Source organism: Burkholderia sp. MSMB1835 (assembly GCF_001526365.1).
Taxonomy (GTDB): domain Bacteria; phylum Pseudomonadota; class Gammaproteobacteria; order Burkholderiales; family Burkholderiaceae; genus Burkholderia.
Window position 1 is genome coordinate 121,410 of sequence record NZ_LOYP01000018.1, and the last position, 14,532, is coordinate 135,941.

12 protein-coding genes and 1 pseudogene are annotated in these 14,532 nt (G+C 67.3%); 8 read left to right on the top strand and 5 right to left on the bottom strand.

Annotation, left to right across the window (positions count from 1 at the left end; translation table 11 throughout):
• Window positions 1-14: 14 nt before the first annotated feature.
• Entirely contained in the window at window positions 15-650 is a 636-nt protein-coding gene (locus WS96_RS08455; protein ID WP_059831834.1) for an isochorismatase family cysteine hydrolase, read from the bottom strand.
• Window positions 651-937: 287 nt separating this feature from the next.
• Between WS96_RS08455 and WS96_RS08460 the strand changes: the two genes are divergently transcribed.
• Complete coding sequence (locus tag WS96_RS08460; protein WP_034204359.1) at window positions 938-1,420, top strand: cupin domain-containing protein; 483 nt, start codon at window positions 938-940, stop codon at window positions 1,418-1,420.
• 134 nt (window positions 1,421-1,554) lie between these two features.
• On the opposite strand, the gene WS96_RS32055 is transcribed toward WS96_RS08460, so the two are convergent.
• Together WS96_RS32055 and WS96_RS08465 are read right to left on the bottom strand one after the other, a co-directional pair.
• On the bottom strand, window positions 1,555-1,929 hold the full coding sequence (locus tag WS96_RS32055; protein WP_082720220.1) for a cytochrome c: 375 nt from the start codon (window positions 1,927-1,929) through the stop codon (window positions 1,555-1,557).
• Between the two features lie 88 nt (window positions 1,930-2,017).
• Window positions 2,018-2,932 (bottom strand): glutaminase, encoded by a 915-nt coding sequence (locus tag WS96_RS08465; RefSeq protein WP_059831836.1) that lies wholly within the window; start codon window positions 2,930-2,932, stop codon window positions 2,018-2,020.
• Between the two features lie 221 nt (window positions 2,933-3,153).
• Here WS96_RS08465 and WS96_RS08470 point away from each other — a divergent pair, with 221 nt between their 5' ends.
• Both WS96_RS08470 and WS96_RS08475 read left to right on the top strand, forming a co-directional pair.
• Window positions 3,154-3,864 carry a response regulator gene (locus WS96_RS08470; RefSeq protein WP_059793443.1) on the top strand — a complete coding sequence of 237 codons (711 nt, stop codon included), beginning with the start codon at window positions 3,154-3,156 and terminating at the stop codon, window positions 3,862-3,864.
• Between the two features lie 64 nt (window positions 3,865-3,928).
• Window positions 3,929-5,059 carry an ATP-binding protein gene (locus WS96_RS08475; protein ID WP_034204363.1) on the top strand — a complete coding sequence of 377 codons (1,131 nt, stop codon included), beginning with the start codon at window positions 3,929-3,931 and terminating at the stop codon, window positions 5,057-5,059.
• A 102-nt stretch (window positions 5,060-5,161) separates the two neighbouring features.
• On the opposite strand, the gene WS96_RS08480 is transcribed toward WS96_RS08475, so the two are convergent.
• Window positions 5,162-7,573, bottom strand: coding sequence for a patatin-like phospholipase family protein (locus WS96_RS08480; RefSeq protein ID WP_059832129.1), 2,412 nt, complete (start codon window positions 7,571-7,573; stop codon window positions 5,162-5,164).
• 273 nt (window positions 7,574-7,846) lie between these two features.
• Between WS96_RS08480 and WS96_RS08485 the strand changes: the two genes are divergently transcribed.
• From WS96_RS08485 to WS96_RS08495, 4 genes and pseudogenes are all read left to right on the top strand, one after another.
• Complete coding sequence (locus WS96_RS08485; RefSeq protein WP_059831838.1) at window positions 7,847-8,881, top strand: rod shape-determining protein; 1,035 nt, start codon at window positions 7,847-7,849, stop codon at window positions 8,879-8,881.
• 94 nt (window positions 8,882-8,975) lie between these two features.
• Window positions 8,976-9,333 (top strand): annotated as a pseudogene (locus WS96_RS34875) (autotransporter domain-containing protein); the annotation flags it as partial.
• 158 nt (window positions 9,334-9,491) lie between these two features.
• The gene (locus WS96_RS08490; RefSeq protein WP_059831840.1) at window positions 9,492-11,714 is read left to right on the top strand and encodes an amylo-alpha-1,6-glucosidase; all 2,223 of its coding nucleotides are present in this window, start codon (window positions 9,492-9,494) and stop codon (window positions 11,712-11,714) included.
• 96 nt (window positions 11,715-11,810) lie between these two features.
• Complete coding sequence (locus tag WS96_RS08495) at window positions 11,811-12,062, top strand: hypothetical protein (RefSeq protein WP_006482135.1); 252 nt, start codon at window positions 11,811-11,813, stop codon at window positions 12,060-12,062.
• Window positions 12,063-12,550: 488 nt separating this feature from the next.
• On the opposite strand, the gene penR is transcribed toward WS96_RS08495, so the two are convergent.
• Window positions 12,551-13,441 carry a beta-lactamase transcriptional regulator PenR gene (penR, locus tag WS96_RS08500; RefSeq protein ID WP_034204367.1) on the bottom strand — a complete coding sequence of 297 codons (891 nt, stop codon included), beginning with the start codon at window positions 13,439-13,441 and terminating at the stop codon, window positions 12,551-12,553.
• A 135-nt stretch (window positions 13,442-13,576) separates the two neighbouring features.
• Here penR and blaPEN-B point away from each other — a divergent pair, with 135 nt between their 5' ends.
• The gene (gene blaPEN-B / locus WS96_RS08505) at window positions 13,577-14,515 is read left to right on the top strand and encodes a PEN-B family class A beta-lactamase (protein WP_059831842.1); all 939 of its coding nucleotides are present in this window, start codon (window positions 13,577-13,579) and stop codon (window positions 14,513-14,515) included.
• Window positions 14,516-14,532: the final 17 nt, after the last annotated feature.

The window sequence follows — 14,532 nt, forward strand, 5'->3', positions numbered from 1 at the left end:
CGACGAGTCCGTCGTCACGCCAGCAGCCGCAGCGCCTCCGTGAGCGACAGCACCGTCGTGCGCGATTCGAACGCGGTGGCGAACAGATGCTCGTGGACGATCGGGTCCGGGTCGTAGCAGCAATCCTTGACCGTGTAGAGGCCGAAATCGGCGTCGCTCGCGTGGGCGATCGACGACAGCATCACGCCGGTCGATGCGATGCCGACCATGATCAGCGAATCGACGCCCTGTGCGACGAGCCGCGCCTGCAGATCGGTGCCGAAGAATACGCTCGCGCGATGGGCGACGATCAGCGGTTCGTCGGGCTGCCTGGCCAGTTCGGGACACGGGGCGTCGTCGATGAAGAGGCCGAGCTGCTTGATGCCCTGGCCGTTCTTGTTGCGCGGGCTGACTTCCGGATAGCCGGGGCGGAAGCGCAGATTCGCGAACCAGACGCCGATGCCGGCGGCTCGCGCCGCGTCGCAGAGACGGCGCGTATTGGCGAGCAGCTCGGGCGCGACCGACGGGAAGAGCCCGAGGATATCGGTCTGGTAATGCATGACCAGCAGCGCGGTTTTGGATGGCACGATGGGCGGGATCGGCGAGGAGGAACTGCTGCCGGCGTCCGCGCGGGCAGGGGTTGCGATTGCTGATGCGTTGTCCGGATTCATGCGTGGCGTTCTCCAGTAATCGCTTCGGAATGTCGGAAAAACGGTGGTGCGGTATATGTCGCGAGTCACGTCGGCACCAGCGTGCCCGGACCGGCGGAAATATAAGTTCGGGTGTGATTCCTTCGGAATGAACCATGCGGGCGCCACGCAGCCGCCAACGGCCGGGATCGGCAAAACGGCCACGCGCGACGGTTGCAGCCCAACATCCGAAATGCCGCGCCACGAACGCATTTTTGTCGTTTCCGCAAGCCGCTATCATGGACGTTCCTCTTAAAGGAGAACACCCGATGAGCCGGCCAGATTTCATCAAGCACTGGACTGAACTCGAAGAACCGGATGCGCATTCCTATCGCGGCGATACCGAGCCAATGGCGCTCGATGCGCCGCTTTCGGCCGCACTCGGCATCACGCGTATCGGGATCCATCATGTCAGACTTCTGCCCGGACGGCGGACATCATATCCGCACGCCGAAAGTACCGAGCAGGAGTTTGTGTACGTGCTCGAAGGCAAGCCCGATGTATGGATCGACGGCGTGCTTCACCCCATTGCCGAGGGCGATTCCGTCGCGTTTCCGGCAGGTACCGGAATTTGTCACACCTTCATCAACAATACGAAGGATGAAGTCAGGTTGATGGTGATCGGCGAACGTCCTCGCGACGACAACCGCATTCGTTACCCGCTCAACGAAGCGTACGAACTGACCCGCGCGGACCGATGGGTGGACTGGCCCACCCGGCCGCTCGGAGACCATAACGGGATGCCGGACTGACGCTCACGCGTGAGCGTCGGCCGACGACCTGTCAGCCACGATATCCCGGCGAGCGACCGCCGTACTGTGCGGGTTCGGCCCGTCGATGCAACGAATGGATGAATCGCCCGGCCGATCCATCTCGGGTCACCGTGCTATTTCTTTGAAATCAATTCAGTCATATATTGATTCAGATCGCGAAAATCTTTAACCGTCCATGGATGTGGGGGCAGCTTTATGCCATTTTCCCGCAAGGTTTTCGGAATCAGATCTCCGTTTGGGCGAAGTATGATGGATGAAACGATAACACCCGGATAATCACTAAGCCGTTTTTTGAAAGCGGGTGTCGTAAGATCGGGCGTAGGCGGACTGCTTTTATTGGCCAATGGTCCCGTTCCTCGGGCGTCTGCTCCGTGGCACATGGCGCATCTCGCCAGGAATATCTTTTTCCCGTTGTCATTATCCGCAAAGGCTGCGGGTGTTTGAGAAAACAATGAAATTCCTAGTGAAGCGATGAGCAATATTTTCATTTTTTAATTTTGTATGGGCCTTCGGAAGGATATGCCGATATTTACCTGCCGCCATTGCGCCAAATAAGACGCGCTCAATTTCGCCACCTCAGAAAATCGACCTGCCCGTATAAGTCGTCAACCATTCCAAAGCCAGCGTCCCCGCCAACGAATTCCCGTTCGCATCCAGCCCCGGCGCCCACACGCACACCGCCATCTCCCCGGGCAGCACCGCGACGATCCCGCCGCCGACGCCGCTCTTCGCCGGCAGCCCGACGCGATACACGAAATCGCCGGCCGCATCGTATGTCCCGCAGGTCAGCATCAGCGCCGACAGCCGCTTCGCGGAACTCGAATCGACGATCCGCTCGCCGGTCGCCGGCGCGACGCCGCCGTTCGCAAGAAACAGCGCGGCGCTGGCGAGCTCGACGCAGTTCATCGTGATCGCGCACTGGCGGCAATACGCGTCGATCACCGTGTCGGGCGGCATCTGCATGTTGCCGAAGCTCGCCATGAAATGCGCCATCGCGCGGTTGCGCTCCGCGTGCTGCAACTCCGATGTTGCGACGCGCGAGTCGTAGTCGATGTCGTTCGCGCCGATCAGCCGCCGCACGAATTCGACGAGCGCCGTCTCGGCCTTCACGAAGCGGCGGCACAGCACGTCGGTGACGACCAGTGCGCCCGCGTTGATGAACGGGTTGCGCGGCTTGCCGCGCTCGCTTTCGAGCTGGACCAGCGAATTGAATGCGGTGCCGGACGGCTCGCGGCCGACCCGTTCCCACAGCGCGTCGCCCAGCAACTGGAACGCGAGCGTGCACGCGAACAGCTTCGAGATGCTCTGGATCGAGAAGCGCTCGTGCGCATCGCCGACGGTGTAAACGTTTCCGTCGAGCGTCACGACGGCCATCCCGAACTTGTCGGCGGGCACTTTCGCGAGTTCGGGAATGTAGTCGGCCACCCGTCCCCGGCCAATCCAGGGGGCGAGTTCGGCGTGGATGCGTTCGAGGATCGTCTGGTAATTCATCGCGTCAGGCAGGGTAGAGGCAGGCCGGATTCCGGCGAGCCCGTATGGAACCGTCCCGGCGCCGATTCGTCAAGCGCGGCCGAAATCGCGCCCTTATTTTCAAGACCGGCAAACAGGCGAGCGGCGGGCGCAGTATCATGCGGTACGTTTCGGCCGCTGGCCGGCGTCCGGCACCGGCCGGCGCCGCCGCCGCGGCTTCTCCGATGATCCGAACGCCGCCCATGTCTTTTCGCATCCTGCTCGTCGAAGACGACACCCGCCTGTCCACGCTGATCGCCGGCTACCTGCGCAAGAACGACTACGAAGTCGATACTGTGCTGCATGGTGACGCCGCGGTGCCGGCGATCCTGTCCATTCGTCCCGATCTCGTCATCCTCGACGTGAACCTGCCGGGCAAGGACGGCTTCGAAATCTGCCGTGAGGCGCGCAAGCAGTACGACGGCGTGATCATCATGGTGACGGCGCGCGACGAGCCGTTCGACGAGCTGCTCGGCCTCGAATTCGGCGCGGACGACTACGTGCACAAGCCGGTGGAGCCGCGCATCCTGCTCGCGCGGATCAAGGCGCAACTGCGCCGCGCGCCCGTGCGCGCGGCCGAGAGCACCGCGCCGCAACCGGAGCGCTACGCGTTCGGCAAGTTCTCGATCGACCGCACCGACCGCACCGTCGTGCTGCCCGACGGCAGCACGCCCGACCTGACGTCGGCCGAATTCGACCTGCTGTGGGCGCTCGTGTGTCATGCGGGCGAAGTCGTCAGCCGCGACGATCTGATGCTGCAGCTGCGCGGCGTCGAATTCGACGGTCTCGACCGCACGATCGACGGGCGCATCTCGAAGCTGCGCCGCAAGCTGCGCGACGACGCGAGCAACCCGCAGCGGATCAAGACGATCCGCAGCAAGGGTTATCAATTCAGCAAGCACGCGTGGGAATGACGCCGCCGTCGTGCGACGCCGTCACGTTCCGCGCGGGCATTCCGCCCGCCGGCCGGGAGCCGCGATGATCCGACGAACCCGTTCTCGCCCCGATGCACCGCCGCTGCCGACGCTGCGCTACGTCAAATGGCGCTGGCTGCATTTCCGTCGCGCGTGGACCGACACGCGCGCCGACCGCATTCCGAGCTGGTCGCGCCTGTACGTGCGCACCTACGTGCATCTGCTCGGCCTCGTCTTGCTGACCGCGCTGGTGCCCGCGCTCGCGTTGTCCGTCGAATTGTCGCCGCAGGTCGTGTGGCATGCGTTCGACTCGCTGCCGGGCGACATCTGGATCGTGCTGGCGTTCGTGTTCACGGCGCCCGCGCTTGCCGCGTACCGGTGGATGCGGCCGGTGTGGTCGGATCTGGTGATGGTGCGCGAGCGCGCGATCGACTTCACCGGCGGGCGCTTCAACACCCGCGCGCGCGAATCGCACAGCGTGATCATCGGCCCGCTCGCGCGCACGCTGAATGCGCTCGCGATGCGCATGGAACGGCTGATCGCCGCGCAGCGCGATCTGACGAACGGGATCTCGCATGAACTGCGCACGCCGCTCGCGCGCGTGCGCTTCGCGCTCGAAATGCTGCGCGAACCGGGTTCGGCGGCCGAATACCAGGGCGCGCTCGAGAGCATCGCGCAGGACGTGACCGAGCTCGAGGAGCTGATCGACATGAGCCTCACGTATGCCCGGCTCGAATACAGCTCGTTGCAGTCGAACCTCGAGATGACCGCGCCGGTCGCGTGGTTCGAGCACCAGGTGAACGACGCGCAACTGCTGTATCCGGATCGCACGATCGAGTCGCGCATCGCGATCGGGCCGGATCTGCGCGTGAAGATGGATCGGCGGCTGATGTCGTATGCGATGCGCAACCTGTTGCGCAACGCGAGCAAGTACGCGAAATCGCGGATCGTCGTCGGGATCTCGCTCTTGCACGGCAACATCGGGATCTTCGTCGAGGACGACGGCCCCGGCGTGCCCGAGAGCGAGCGCGAACGGATCTTCGACGCGTTCGTGCGCCTCGACCGTCGCACCGGCGGCTACGGGCTCGGCCTGTCGATCACGCGACAGGTGCTCCACGCGCACAACGGTCGGATCGCGGTCGTCGATCCGGTCGAGCTCGGCGGCGCGCGGTTCGAGATCAGCTGGCCGGTCTAGCGCCACGCTGCGCGCGGGCCGATCGACGGCAATCGCGAAGACGCAGGCTGCCGGCGGGCGCACGCGCGCCACGGACGCCGCCGAAGCGGCATCCGCGCATGCTCAGTAGGTGCGGCCGAGTTGCAGGTAGAAGTTGCGTCGGCCGCCGGGCGCGAGCGCGACGCCGATGTAGACGGGCCCGAACGCGGTCGACAGGCTCGTGAAGAACGTGTAGCTCTGCTTGAGCGAGCCGCCGCCGATCTGCTGGCCGCTGGACCAGACGTTGCCGACTTCCGCGCTGGCGCCCACCGACAGCGCCTTGATCGGCGATGCATTGAACGTCATCAACTGGTTCATGTACGTGATCTGCCCGTACGCCAGCTCGTTGCCGTTCAGCTGATCGGCCGCATAGGCGGACAGATGCTGGAAGCCGCCGAGCGTGAAGTTGAACGCGTTGATCAGGTTGGTGCCGCCGATGCTCTTGCCGCCTTCGATCGTCGCGCTGACGCTGTGTCGGCCGAACTGCTGCGCAATCATCGCCTTGCCGTAGATCTCGGTATAGGGCGCGTTGTTGATCCCGTCGTCGAATTCCTGCGCCGAGCCGCCGTTGCGCGACACGAGCGAGCGGTCGACCCGCAGTTCGCCGAAATAGCCCTTGCGCGGGAACATCGGATCGTCGAGCTGATCGATCACGAGCCGCGCCCGCGCGACCAGCGCCTGGGACGTGAAGCTCGGCCACAGCAGCGTCTGGCCGCTGCCGTCGTCGAACGGCACGTTGTAGGTCGGCGAGCCGTGCCCGGTCACGTAACCGACGCCGATCCGGAAATCGCCGAGCCGCGCGATCGGCAGGCCCAGATCGATTCCCGCGCGTGCCGTCTGCATCAGGTACTGCGTGATCTTCACGTCGCCGGAGTTGTCGTACAGGTTCGCATAGCGACGCTGGTATTCGGCGTACGGCGACAGATACACGCCGTACGCGGTCGACAGCGGCTGGCGCAATTCGACGCGTGCCGACTGCAGGTCGCTGCCGATCGTCGTGTCCGCGCGGAATTCGAGCCCCGATTCGGTGAGCCACGGCCGCCGGTAGCCGACGTGCAGGCGGAAGCCGCCTTCGTCGGTCGAACTGCTCGACATGCCGAGCCCGAACAGCAGGAAGTTGGGCCCCCAGTACTTCTCGCGCGCGTTGATCTCGAGCACGTTGTCGTCGCCGCGGCTCACGATCTGCTGCGTGACGCTCTCGAAGTTGCCGCCGGTCGTGAGCCCGAGCAGATCCTGGCTGACGGTCTTCGGATCGTAGATGTCGCCGGGTTTCACGTGCAGCGCGTTGCTGACGACGCGCTTCGGCACGCCGCCGCTCGTCTTGATGTCGATGCGCGTGATCCGGATCGGCGGCGGGAGCGGCTGCGCGTGCGCGGACCGGTAAGCCGCGTACTGTTCCGGCGTGAGCGCGAAACGCCGCAGTTTCGGCAGCGCCGCGGTCGCGGCGGCCTCGCCGGCGGCAATCGCCTGCTTCGCGTTCTGGAAATCGGTGAACGCGAGCGAGCCGAGGTCCGGCGTGAGCAGCACGTCGTGCGCGTCGAGCTGCTTGCGCTGCGCGGTCACGTTCTGGCGGATCAGGATGCCGACCATCTGCTGCATCACGTCGGCAGGCGACGCGAGCGCGTCGAGCGGGCGCAGTTGCGAGCCGATGTCGACGGCGATCACGATGTTCGCGCCCATCTGGCGCGCGGTGTCGACGGGCAGGTTGCTGACGAGCCCGCCGTCCACCAGCGCGCGCCCGTTGATCTCGGCCGGCGCGAACAGGCCCGGCATCGCCATGCTCGCGCGAATCGCGAGCGGCAGCGAGCCGTGGTCGAGCACGACCATCTGGCCCGTCTGCAGGTCGGTCGCGACCGCGCGGTACGGGATCGGCAGGTGGTCGAACGGCTGGTTGGTCGGCACGGCGGCCGTCCAGTCCGCGAGCAGCGCCTGCAGCCGGTTGCCCTGTACGAGCCCGACCGGCGCCTTGACGCCTTTCTTGCCGAAGCCGAGCGTCAGCCCGTTGATGTACAGGCGTTCGTCTTCCCGGCTGGTTTGCGGCAGGTCCGCGCGGTCCGTCACGTCGAACGCGATATCCGCCAGATTGACCTCCGACAGCCGCTTCTGCATCTCGTCGGCCGCCATCCCGCTCGCATACAGGCCGCCGACCACGGCGCCCATGCTGGTGCCCGCGATGCAGTCGATCGGAATCCGGTTGTCCGCCAGCACTTTCAGGACACCGAGGTGTGCGTAGCCGCGCGCGCCGCCGCCGGACAGCACGAGGCCGATCGACGGCCGGCCGGCCGGGCCGCCGTCGGCCGTGCAGCTGTGCGCCGACGCGGCGGGTGCGGCAGGTGCGGCGGCAGCCGGCGCGTCGGCGGCAGCGGCAACGGTCTGGGCAGCGGCGGCTTCGGTGGCCGGCAGCGGTTGCGCGGCGACCGTGCAGCACCAGAAGGCAACGAGCGTCGTGCAGAGCGGGCGCACCGGCGCCCAGCGGAAGAAAACGGTCGCTGTCATGGCGAACATACCTGGCGTGATCGTGCGTCTGAGGCCTGCCGGGAGCAGGCAAGACCGAGAGATTACCGTGTTTTACAGGCCCGACGCGAGAGGCCGTTGCGTAGCCGGACGTACCCGAAACGCCACATTCGGCAATTTCGTCGCGAAAAAATCATGGGAATTGCCTAAAGTATCGGAACGATTTGCCGCTAAGCTCGTGATGGGACGGCATGGACGCGCGGCAAAACGTGCGGCGCGGCTGTCCCGGCCCGTTCCCTCACAAAGGTTTGAAATATGTCGACTCCGCTGTTCGGAAAGTTGTTTGCGCAACCCGTTGCGATCGACCTGGGAACGGCAAGTACGCGGATCTATACGCACGAACGCGGCGTGGTGCTGAACCAGCCGTCGGTCGTCTGCTTCCGCAAGGGCGGCGCAACCGACGCGCGGCCGACGCTCGAGGCCGTCGGCGAGCTCGCGAAGGCGTTGCTCGGCCGCGAACCGGGGCATCTCGAATCCGTGCGGCCCATGCGGCACGGCGTGATCGCGGACGCGCACGCGGCCGAACAGATGATTCGCAGCTTCATCGACATGTCGCGCACGCGCTCGCGCTTCGGCCGCCGCGTCGAGGTCACGTTGTGCGTGCCGTCCGACGCGACGGCCGTCGAGCGCCGCGCGATCCGCGAGGCCGCGTTCGCGGCCGGCGTATCGGAGGTCGAACTGATCGAGGAATCGCTCGCGGCCGGGCTCGGCGCGGGTTTGCCGGTGACCGAGGCGGTCGGCTCGATGGTCATCGACATCGGCGGCGGGACGACCGAAGTCGCCGTCATCGCGCTCGGCGGCATCGTGTACCGCGAGGCGATTCGCGTCGGCGGCAACCAGTTCGACGCGGCGATCGTCAACCATGTCCGCAACCTGTATGGCGTGCTGCTCGGCGAGCAGACGGCGGAGCACGTGAAGAAGACGATCGGCTCGGCCACCAGCGCGGTGCCGCGCACGTCGACCCGCGCCGTCGGCCGCGGCATCGGCGACGGCCTGCCGCGTTCGGTCGAGCTGTCCAATCACGACGTCGCGGACGCGCTGGCCGCGCCGCTCAAGCAGGTGATCGGCGCGGTGAAGTCGGTGCTGGAAAACGCGCCGGCCGAACTCGTGACCGATATCGCGAATCGCGGCGTGGTGCTCACCGGCGGCGGCGCGCTGCTCGCCGGGCTCGAACGCCTGCTGTACGACGAGACCGGGCTGGTCGCGCGGATCGCCGACGAGCCGGCCACCTGTGCGGTGCGCGGCGCCGGCGAGGCGATGGGGCGGCTCGCGATGTGCCCGGTCGATTGAGCCGGGGCGGTGCCGGTCGGGCGCCGCAGTGCAGGCTTCACATTCTTTCGATCTCCCTGTTGCCGGCCCGCGTGGCCGGCATCGTCCGTTGCACGGACGGGCGCGGGTGCTGCGCGCCGGCGGCGAGGCGACCCGCGTCGGCGTCTCGACGCGCCGCCTGCGTGCGGCGTCGCCGCTCGGCGCGATCGCGAGCGGCACGTTCACCGCACGCGGCACGGTCGGCTGACGGCATGCGTTCGGCACCGTGCGGCCGTCGTCGGCATTCACGTTCGCGGACGGCGGCACGTCGTTCCGTCTGTCGGGCGTGCCGATTGCTCGCGACGGCGCGGTGCTCGAAGCCGACATCGTCGCGAACGTCACGCAGCGCCTGACGCTCGGCCTCGCGTTACAGCGGCCGGTATGACACTGGCGTGCGCGACAACGCGATCCTCGGCAAGATCCTGCGGCCATTCCGACCGGCAATCGACGTGCCTGTACGCGACGCCATGCGACGGTGCTTCGTCGTATCCCGTCGCGGCCGTTTCGGCGCTGCGCACGTGCGCCGTTCTGGCCTATCCTGTGCGAAACACGCGACGCGCGCCGCGCGTTGCGCCTCGACACAGGAGCATCGATGCCGAATCACGCCGAAGCCACGACGACGCAGGCGCCGCAAGTCGCGCCGATTGCCCCGACCACCGCGTCGGGTCCCGCTTTCATCGCGCCCGAAGCCGATCCGCAGGCGATCGCGCGCAACAACCAGTACGTGCTGAAATCCGGCGACGCGTTCGTGGTCAGCGACGCGCTCGGCGACATCGGCGGGCATGACGACGGCCTGTTCGTCGACGACATGCGCGTGCTGTCGACCTGGCGCCTGACGTTCGGCGGCCGTGCGCCGTCGCTGCTGTCGGGCGCGACGAGCGCCGACAATGCGTCGTTCACCGCGCACCTGACGAACCGCCCGCTGCCGCCGCTCGGCGGCCACGAGACACCCGAGGGCGTGATCCACATCGAGCGGATGCGCGTGCTCGCGGGCGACGTGCTGTACGAAGCGCTGACGCTGACGAACTACGGCGCGAGCGAAGCCGAGGTGCCGCTGTCGCTGTCGTTCGCGGCCGATTTCAAGGACATGTTCGAAGTGCGCGGCACGCAGCGGCCGAAGCGCGGCACGGTGGGTGCGCCGCGCGTCGACGCCGGCGCGGTGCGGCTGCGCTACGACGGCCTCGACCGCGTGGAGCGCAACGTGACCGTGCATTTCTCGCCGGCGCCCGACGCGCTGTCGGTCGATCGCGCCGACTACACGCTGACGATCGCCGCGCAGGCGTGCGTGTCGATCTACCTGACCGTCGACGCGACGCTCGGCCCCGCGCAGGGCGAAGGGCCCGGATGCGGCCGCGTCGCGCTGCGCACCGCGCTTGTCGGCGTGCATCGCGAGATGCGGGCGCGGCGCGAGTCGATGGCGCGCGTGAACACCGGCAATCCGCTGTTCGACGCATGGCTCGATCGTTCGCTCGCGGATCTCGGGCTGCTCACCACGCAGCTCGACACGGGGCCGTACCCGTATGCGGGCATCCCGTGGTTCTCGACGCCGTTCGGTCGCGACGCGATCATCACGTCGCTGCAGATGCTGTGGCTGCAGCCGTCGCTCGCGCGCGGCGTGCTGCGTTTTCTCGCCGAGCATCAGGCGCGCGAGACCTCCGCGTTCCGCGACGCGGAGCCCGGCAAGATCATGCACGAGTTCCGCCGCAGCGAGATGGCCGCGACGGGCGAGGTGCCGTTCGCGCTGTACTACGGCGGCGTCGATACGACTCCGCTGTTCATCGTGCTCGCGGGCGCCTATGTCGAGCGCACCGGCGACGATGCGCTGATCGACGAGCTGTGGCCCGCGCTCGAGCGCGCCGCGCAATGGGTGATCGACAAGTGCGACCGCAATCCGTACGGACTGCTCGATTATCAGCGCACGTCGGAGCGCGGCCTCGCGAACCAGGGCTGGAAGGACAGCCACGATTCGGTGTTCCACGCGGACGGCCGTTTCCCGGACGGGCCGATCGCGCTCGTCGAAGTGCAGGCCTATGCATGCGCGGCGCTCGACGCGATGTCGGCGTGCTCGCACCGGCGCGGCCATGCGGCCGACGCGACGCGCTACGCGTTGCGCGCGAAGACGCTGCGCGAGCAGGTCGACGCGCTGTTCTGGATGCCGGAAGGCAATTTCTACGGGATCGCGCTCGACGGCCATGGCGACCTGTGCCGCGTGTTCGCGTCGAACGCGGGCCACCTGCTTGCGTTCGGGCTGCCCGACGCCGAGCGCGGCGCGGCGGTCGCCGGCGTGCTCGGCTCGGCGCTGTTCCAGACGGGGTGGGGCATCCGCACGCTCGCGGCCGGACAGCCGCGTTTCAACCCGATGGCCTATCACAACGGCTCGGTGTGGCCGCACGACAATGCGCTCATCGCGCGCGGCCTCGCGCGCTACGGCGACAAGACGGCGGCGGTGAATCTGCTGCGCGCGCTGTTCGAGGCGGCGGTGAGCTTCGAGATGCGCTTGCCGGAGCTGTTCTGCGGATTCCCGCGCCGGCGCGGCGAACCGCCGACCGCGTACCCGGTGGCCTGCCTGCCGCAGGCGTGGGCGGCCGGCGCGCCGTTCATGATGCTGCAGGCGTGCCTCGGCGTGAGCATCGACGCGTCGCGCCACGAGGTGCGCGTCGAGCGTCCGGCATTGCCGGAAGGCGTCGACTGGCTGCGGATCGATGCGCTGCGCGTCGGCGACGAAACCGTGTCGCTGACGTTCCGCCGCGTCGACGGCCAGGTCGTCGCCGCAGCCGAGCAGCCGGGCCGCGTGAAGGTGGTCGCGGTGCTGTAGCGGCGTGCCGCGCGAACGTTGCGCGATGTCGCGCCACGTTCGCGCGCAGCGGCATAGAATCGTGACGTGACCCTTGAACGATGGCGGAGGTAGACGATGACGACCGACAATCGGCCCGACGACGGCGAGCACAAGCTCGAGAATCTGGAAGCGGCGGTCGACCACCTGCACAAGTCGATCGAATCGCAGAGCATCGCGGTCGGCGCGGCGAAGGGCATCCTGTTCAGCCTGATCGAAACGCTCGGCGCACTGATCGGCGATCCCGACCTGCCCGAGCATGCGCGTTCGGGCTACGAAGCGCTGCGCGACAAGGCGAGCGAATTGCGCGGCGGTCTCGACCGCCATTGACGCACGGGCGGCGCGGGGCTGGCGCTGCCCGATTCGGCAGACGCAGCACAAAACCCCGTGCGCTCAATCAGTTAGGTGCCCGATACGCAGGATATCCACAAGCTTGCCAACACAATCTGTGGAGAACCGCCCGGCCATCGGCCGGGTGCGCCACGCGTGCGCGGCGTGCGGTTCGACAATCGTTGCGGTGCCACACCATTGACCGGCCAAGGTCCGTGAACTGAATCCCCTTCTGTATCAAGATGTTACGCGCCCGATCGGGCGGATATCCACAGGCTTGCCAACAAAATCTGTGGACAACTCGCAATCGATTGCGTCGCAGGCGTTGAGGATCCGGCCGGAATGCGACGGGTGCGCGAAGCCCGTGCGCAAAGGCTGCCCGCGCCGCGCATCGGCGCACGAATGCGTGCGCGATCAAAGGCTTAGGCCCCGGATACCCAGGATATCCACATCCTTGCCAACACATTCTGTGGACAAGCGCGGCCGCTTTATTCGATGGGCGCCGCGCCGGCCGCTTCCGCCACGATCCAGTCGCGAAAGAGCGTCATCGCGGGCGTCAGCGGTTTCGACTTCAGCGACGTGAGCCAGTAGCCGCCCGCGCGCACGTCGATGTCGAACGGCCGCGCGAGCTGGCCGAGCTGCAGTTCGCGCGCGAACATGCAGGCGGGCGCGAGCGCGACGCCCGCACCTTGTATCGCGGCCTCGACCATCAGCCGGGACGAATCGAACACCGGCCCGTTGACGGCCCACGGCTCGAGCTGTGCGGCGTCGAACCAGCCGAGCCATTCGTCGGTGCGGTACGAGCGCAGCAGCGTTTCGTTCGCGAGGTCGGCCGGCTGCGCGAGACGCCGCGCAATGTCCGGCGTGCACAGCGCGGTGAGCGGCGCATCGAGCAGTTGCTCGTTGCGCGTCGCCGGCCAATTGCCGACGCCGAAGCGGATCGCGAAATCGAGGCCCTCGGCGGCGAGGTCGACGACGTTGTTGTTGGTCCGCAGCCGCAGCTCGACGAACGGGTGCGTGTCGCCGAACTGCTTCAGTCGCGGCATTAGCCAGCCTAGGGCAAAGGTGCCGACGACGCCGAGCGTCAGCACCTCGTGGAAGCGCCCGCCGTCGAACTGCTTGAGCACAGTCTCGATGCGGCTGAACGCGTCGCTCAGCACCGGCAGCAATGCGCGCCCCTCGTCGGTCAGCCCGAGGCCGCGCGGCAATCGCGTGAACAACGTGCAACCGAGCCGCTCCTCCAGCGAGCGCACCTGCTGGCTGACCGCGGCCTGGGTCACGCTCAGCTCGAGGCCGGCGCGCGTGAAGTTCAGGTGGCGCGCCGACGATTCGAACGCGCGCAACGCATTGAGCGGGAGATGAGGGCGGAGTTTGGTCATAAGAATTTCTTTTGTCAGCGCTCAATTATCGTTGCTTGTCGGGTAACCGTAAAGTCTCGATAGTGCTGTCTCGGCGGCCGGCCGATTTCGACACGCCACACCGTTTCGCCGCCATTCCACCACGAGACAACCGACATGACCCACTCATCGAAACGTCGAACCCTGTTGCTGGCAGCCGCGACGGCGCCGCTCGTTCTCACCGTCACCGCGTGCGCGTCGCGGCAGGCTGCGGCGCCCGACCCGGCCGCGGCGGCAGCGGCGGCGGCCGCGGACGCCATTGCGCCCGTCGCGGCGGCGACGATGCTCGCCGATCTCGAGCGCGACGCGGGCGGCCGTCTCGGCGTGTGCGCGATCGACACGGCGAGCGGCCGCGTCATCGAGCATCGCGCGGGCGAGCGCTTTCCGTTCTGCAGTACGTTCAAGGCGATGCTGAGTGCGGCGGTGCTCGCGCAGAGCGTCGAGCGGCCGGGCCTGCTGCAACAGCGCGTGACGTATACCAAGGCCGATCTCGTCAATTATTCGCCGGTGTCGGAGAAGCATGTCGGCGCGGGCATGACGGTCGCCGCGCTGTGCGAGGCCGCGATCCAGTACAGCGACAACTCGGCCGCGAACCTGCTGATGAAGCTGATCGGCGGACCGTCGGCGGTAACGGCCTACGCGCGTTCGATCGGCGACGACATGTTCCGTCTCGATCGATGGGAGACCGAACTGAATACCGCGCTGCCGGGCGACCCGCGCGACACGACGACGCCCGCCGCGATGGCCGCCAGCATGCGCGTGCTGACGCTCGGCGACGCACTGCCAGCGGCGCAGCGTGCGCAGCTCGTCGCGTGGCTGCGTGGCAACAAGGTCGGCGACAAGCGAATTCGCGCGGGCGTGCCCGCCGGATGGACGGTCGGCGACAAGACCGGTACCGGCGATTACGGAACGACCAACGACGCGGGCGTCATCTGGCCGACGTCGCGCGCACCGATCGTGCTGGTCGTGTACTACACGCAGACGCGAGCCGACGCACGGGCGAAGGACGACGTGATCGCGTCGGTCGCGCGCATCGTCGCGCGGACGTTCGGTTGAGCGGCGCGGCACGGCGC

Coding starts and splice junctions, on each gene's coding strand:
- WS96_RS08455 (WP_059831834.1), bottom strand. CDS start 650: ATGAATCCGGACAACGCATCAGCAATCGCAACCCCTGCCCGCGCGGAC.
- WS96_RS08460 (WP_034204359.1), top strand. CDS start 938: ATGAGCCGGCCAGATTTCATCAAGCACTGGACTGAACTCGAAGAACCG.
- WS96_RS32055 (WP_082720220.1), bottom strand. CDS start 1,929: ATGAAAATATTGCTCATCGCTTCACTAGGAATTTCATTGTTTTCTCAA.
- WS96_RS08465 (WP_059831836.1), bottom strand. CDS start 2,932: ATGAATTACCAGACGATCCTCGAACGCATCCACGCCGAACTCGCCCCC.
- WS96_RS08470 (WP_059793443.1), top strand. CDS start 3,154: ATGTCTTTTCGCATCCTGCTCGTCGAAGACGACACCCGCCTGTCCACG.
- WS96_RS08475 (WP_034204363.1), top strand. CDS start 3,929: ATGATCCGACGAACCCGTTCTCGCCCCGATGCACCGCCGCTGCCGACG.
- WS96_RS08480 (WP_059832129.1), bottom strand. CDS start 7,573: ATGACAGCGACCGTTTTCTTCCGCTGGGCGCCGGTGCGCCCGCTCTGC.
- WS96_RS08485 (WP_059831838.1), top strand. CDS start 7,847: ATGTCGACTCCGCTGTTCGGAAAGTTGTTTGCGCAACCCGTTGCGATC.
- WS96_RS08490 (WP_059831840.1), top strand. CDS start 9,492: ATGCCGAATCACGCCGAAGCCACGACGACGCAGGCGCCGCAAGTCGCG.
- WS96_RS08495 (WP_006482135.1), top strand. CDS start 11,811: ATGACGACCGACAATCGGCCCGACGACGGCGAGCACAAGCTCGAGAAT.
- penR (WP_034204367.1), bottom strand. CDS start 13,441: ATGACCAAACTCCGCCCTCATCTCCCGCTCAATGCGTTGCGCGCGTTC.
- blaPEN-B (WP_059831842.1), top strand. CDS start 13,577: ATGACCCACTCATCGAAACGTCGAACCCTGTTGCTGGCAGCCGCGACG.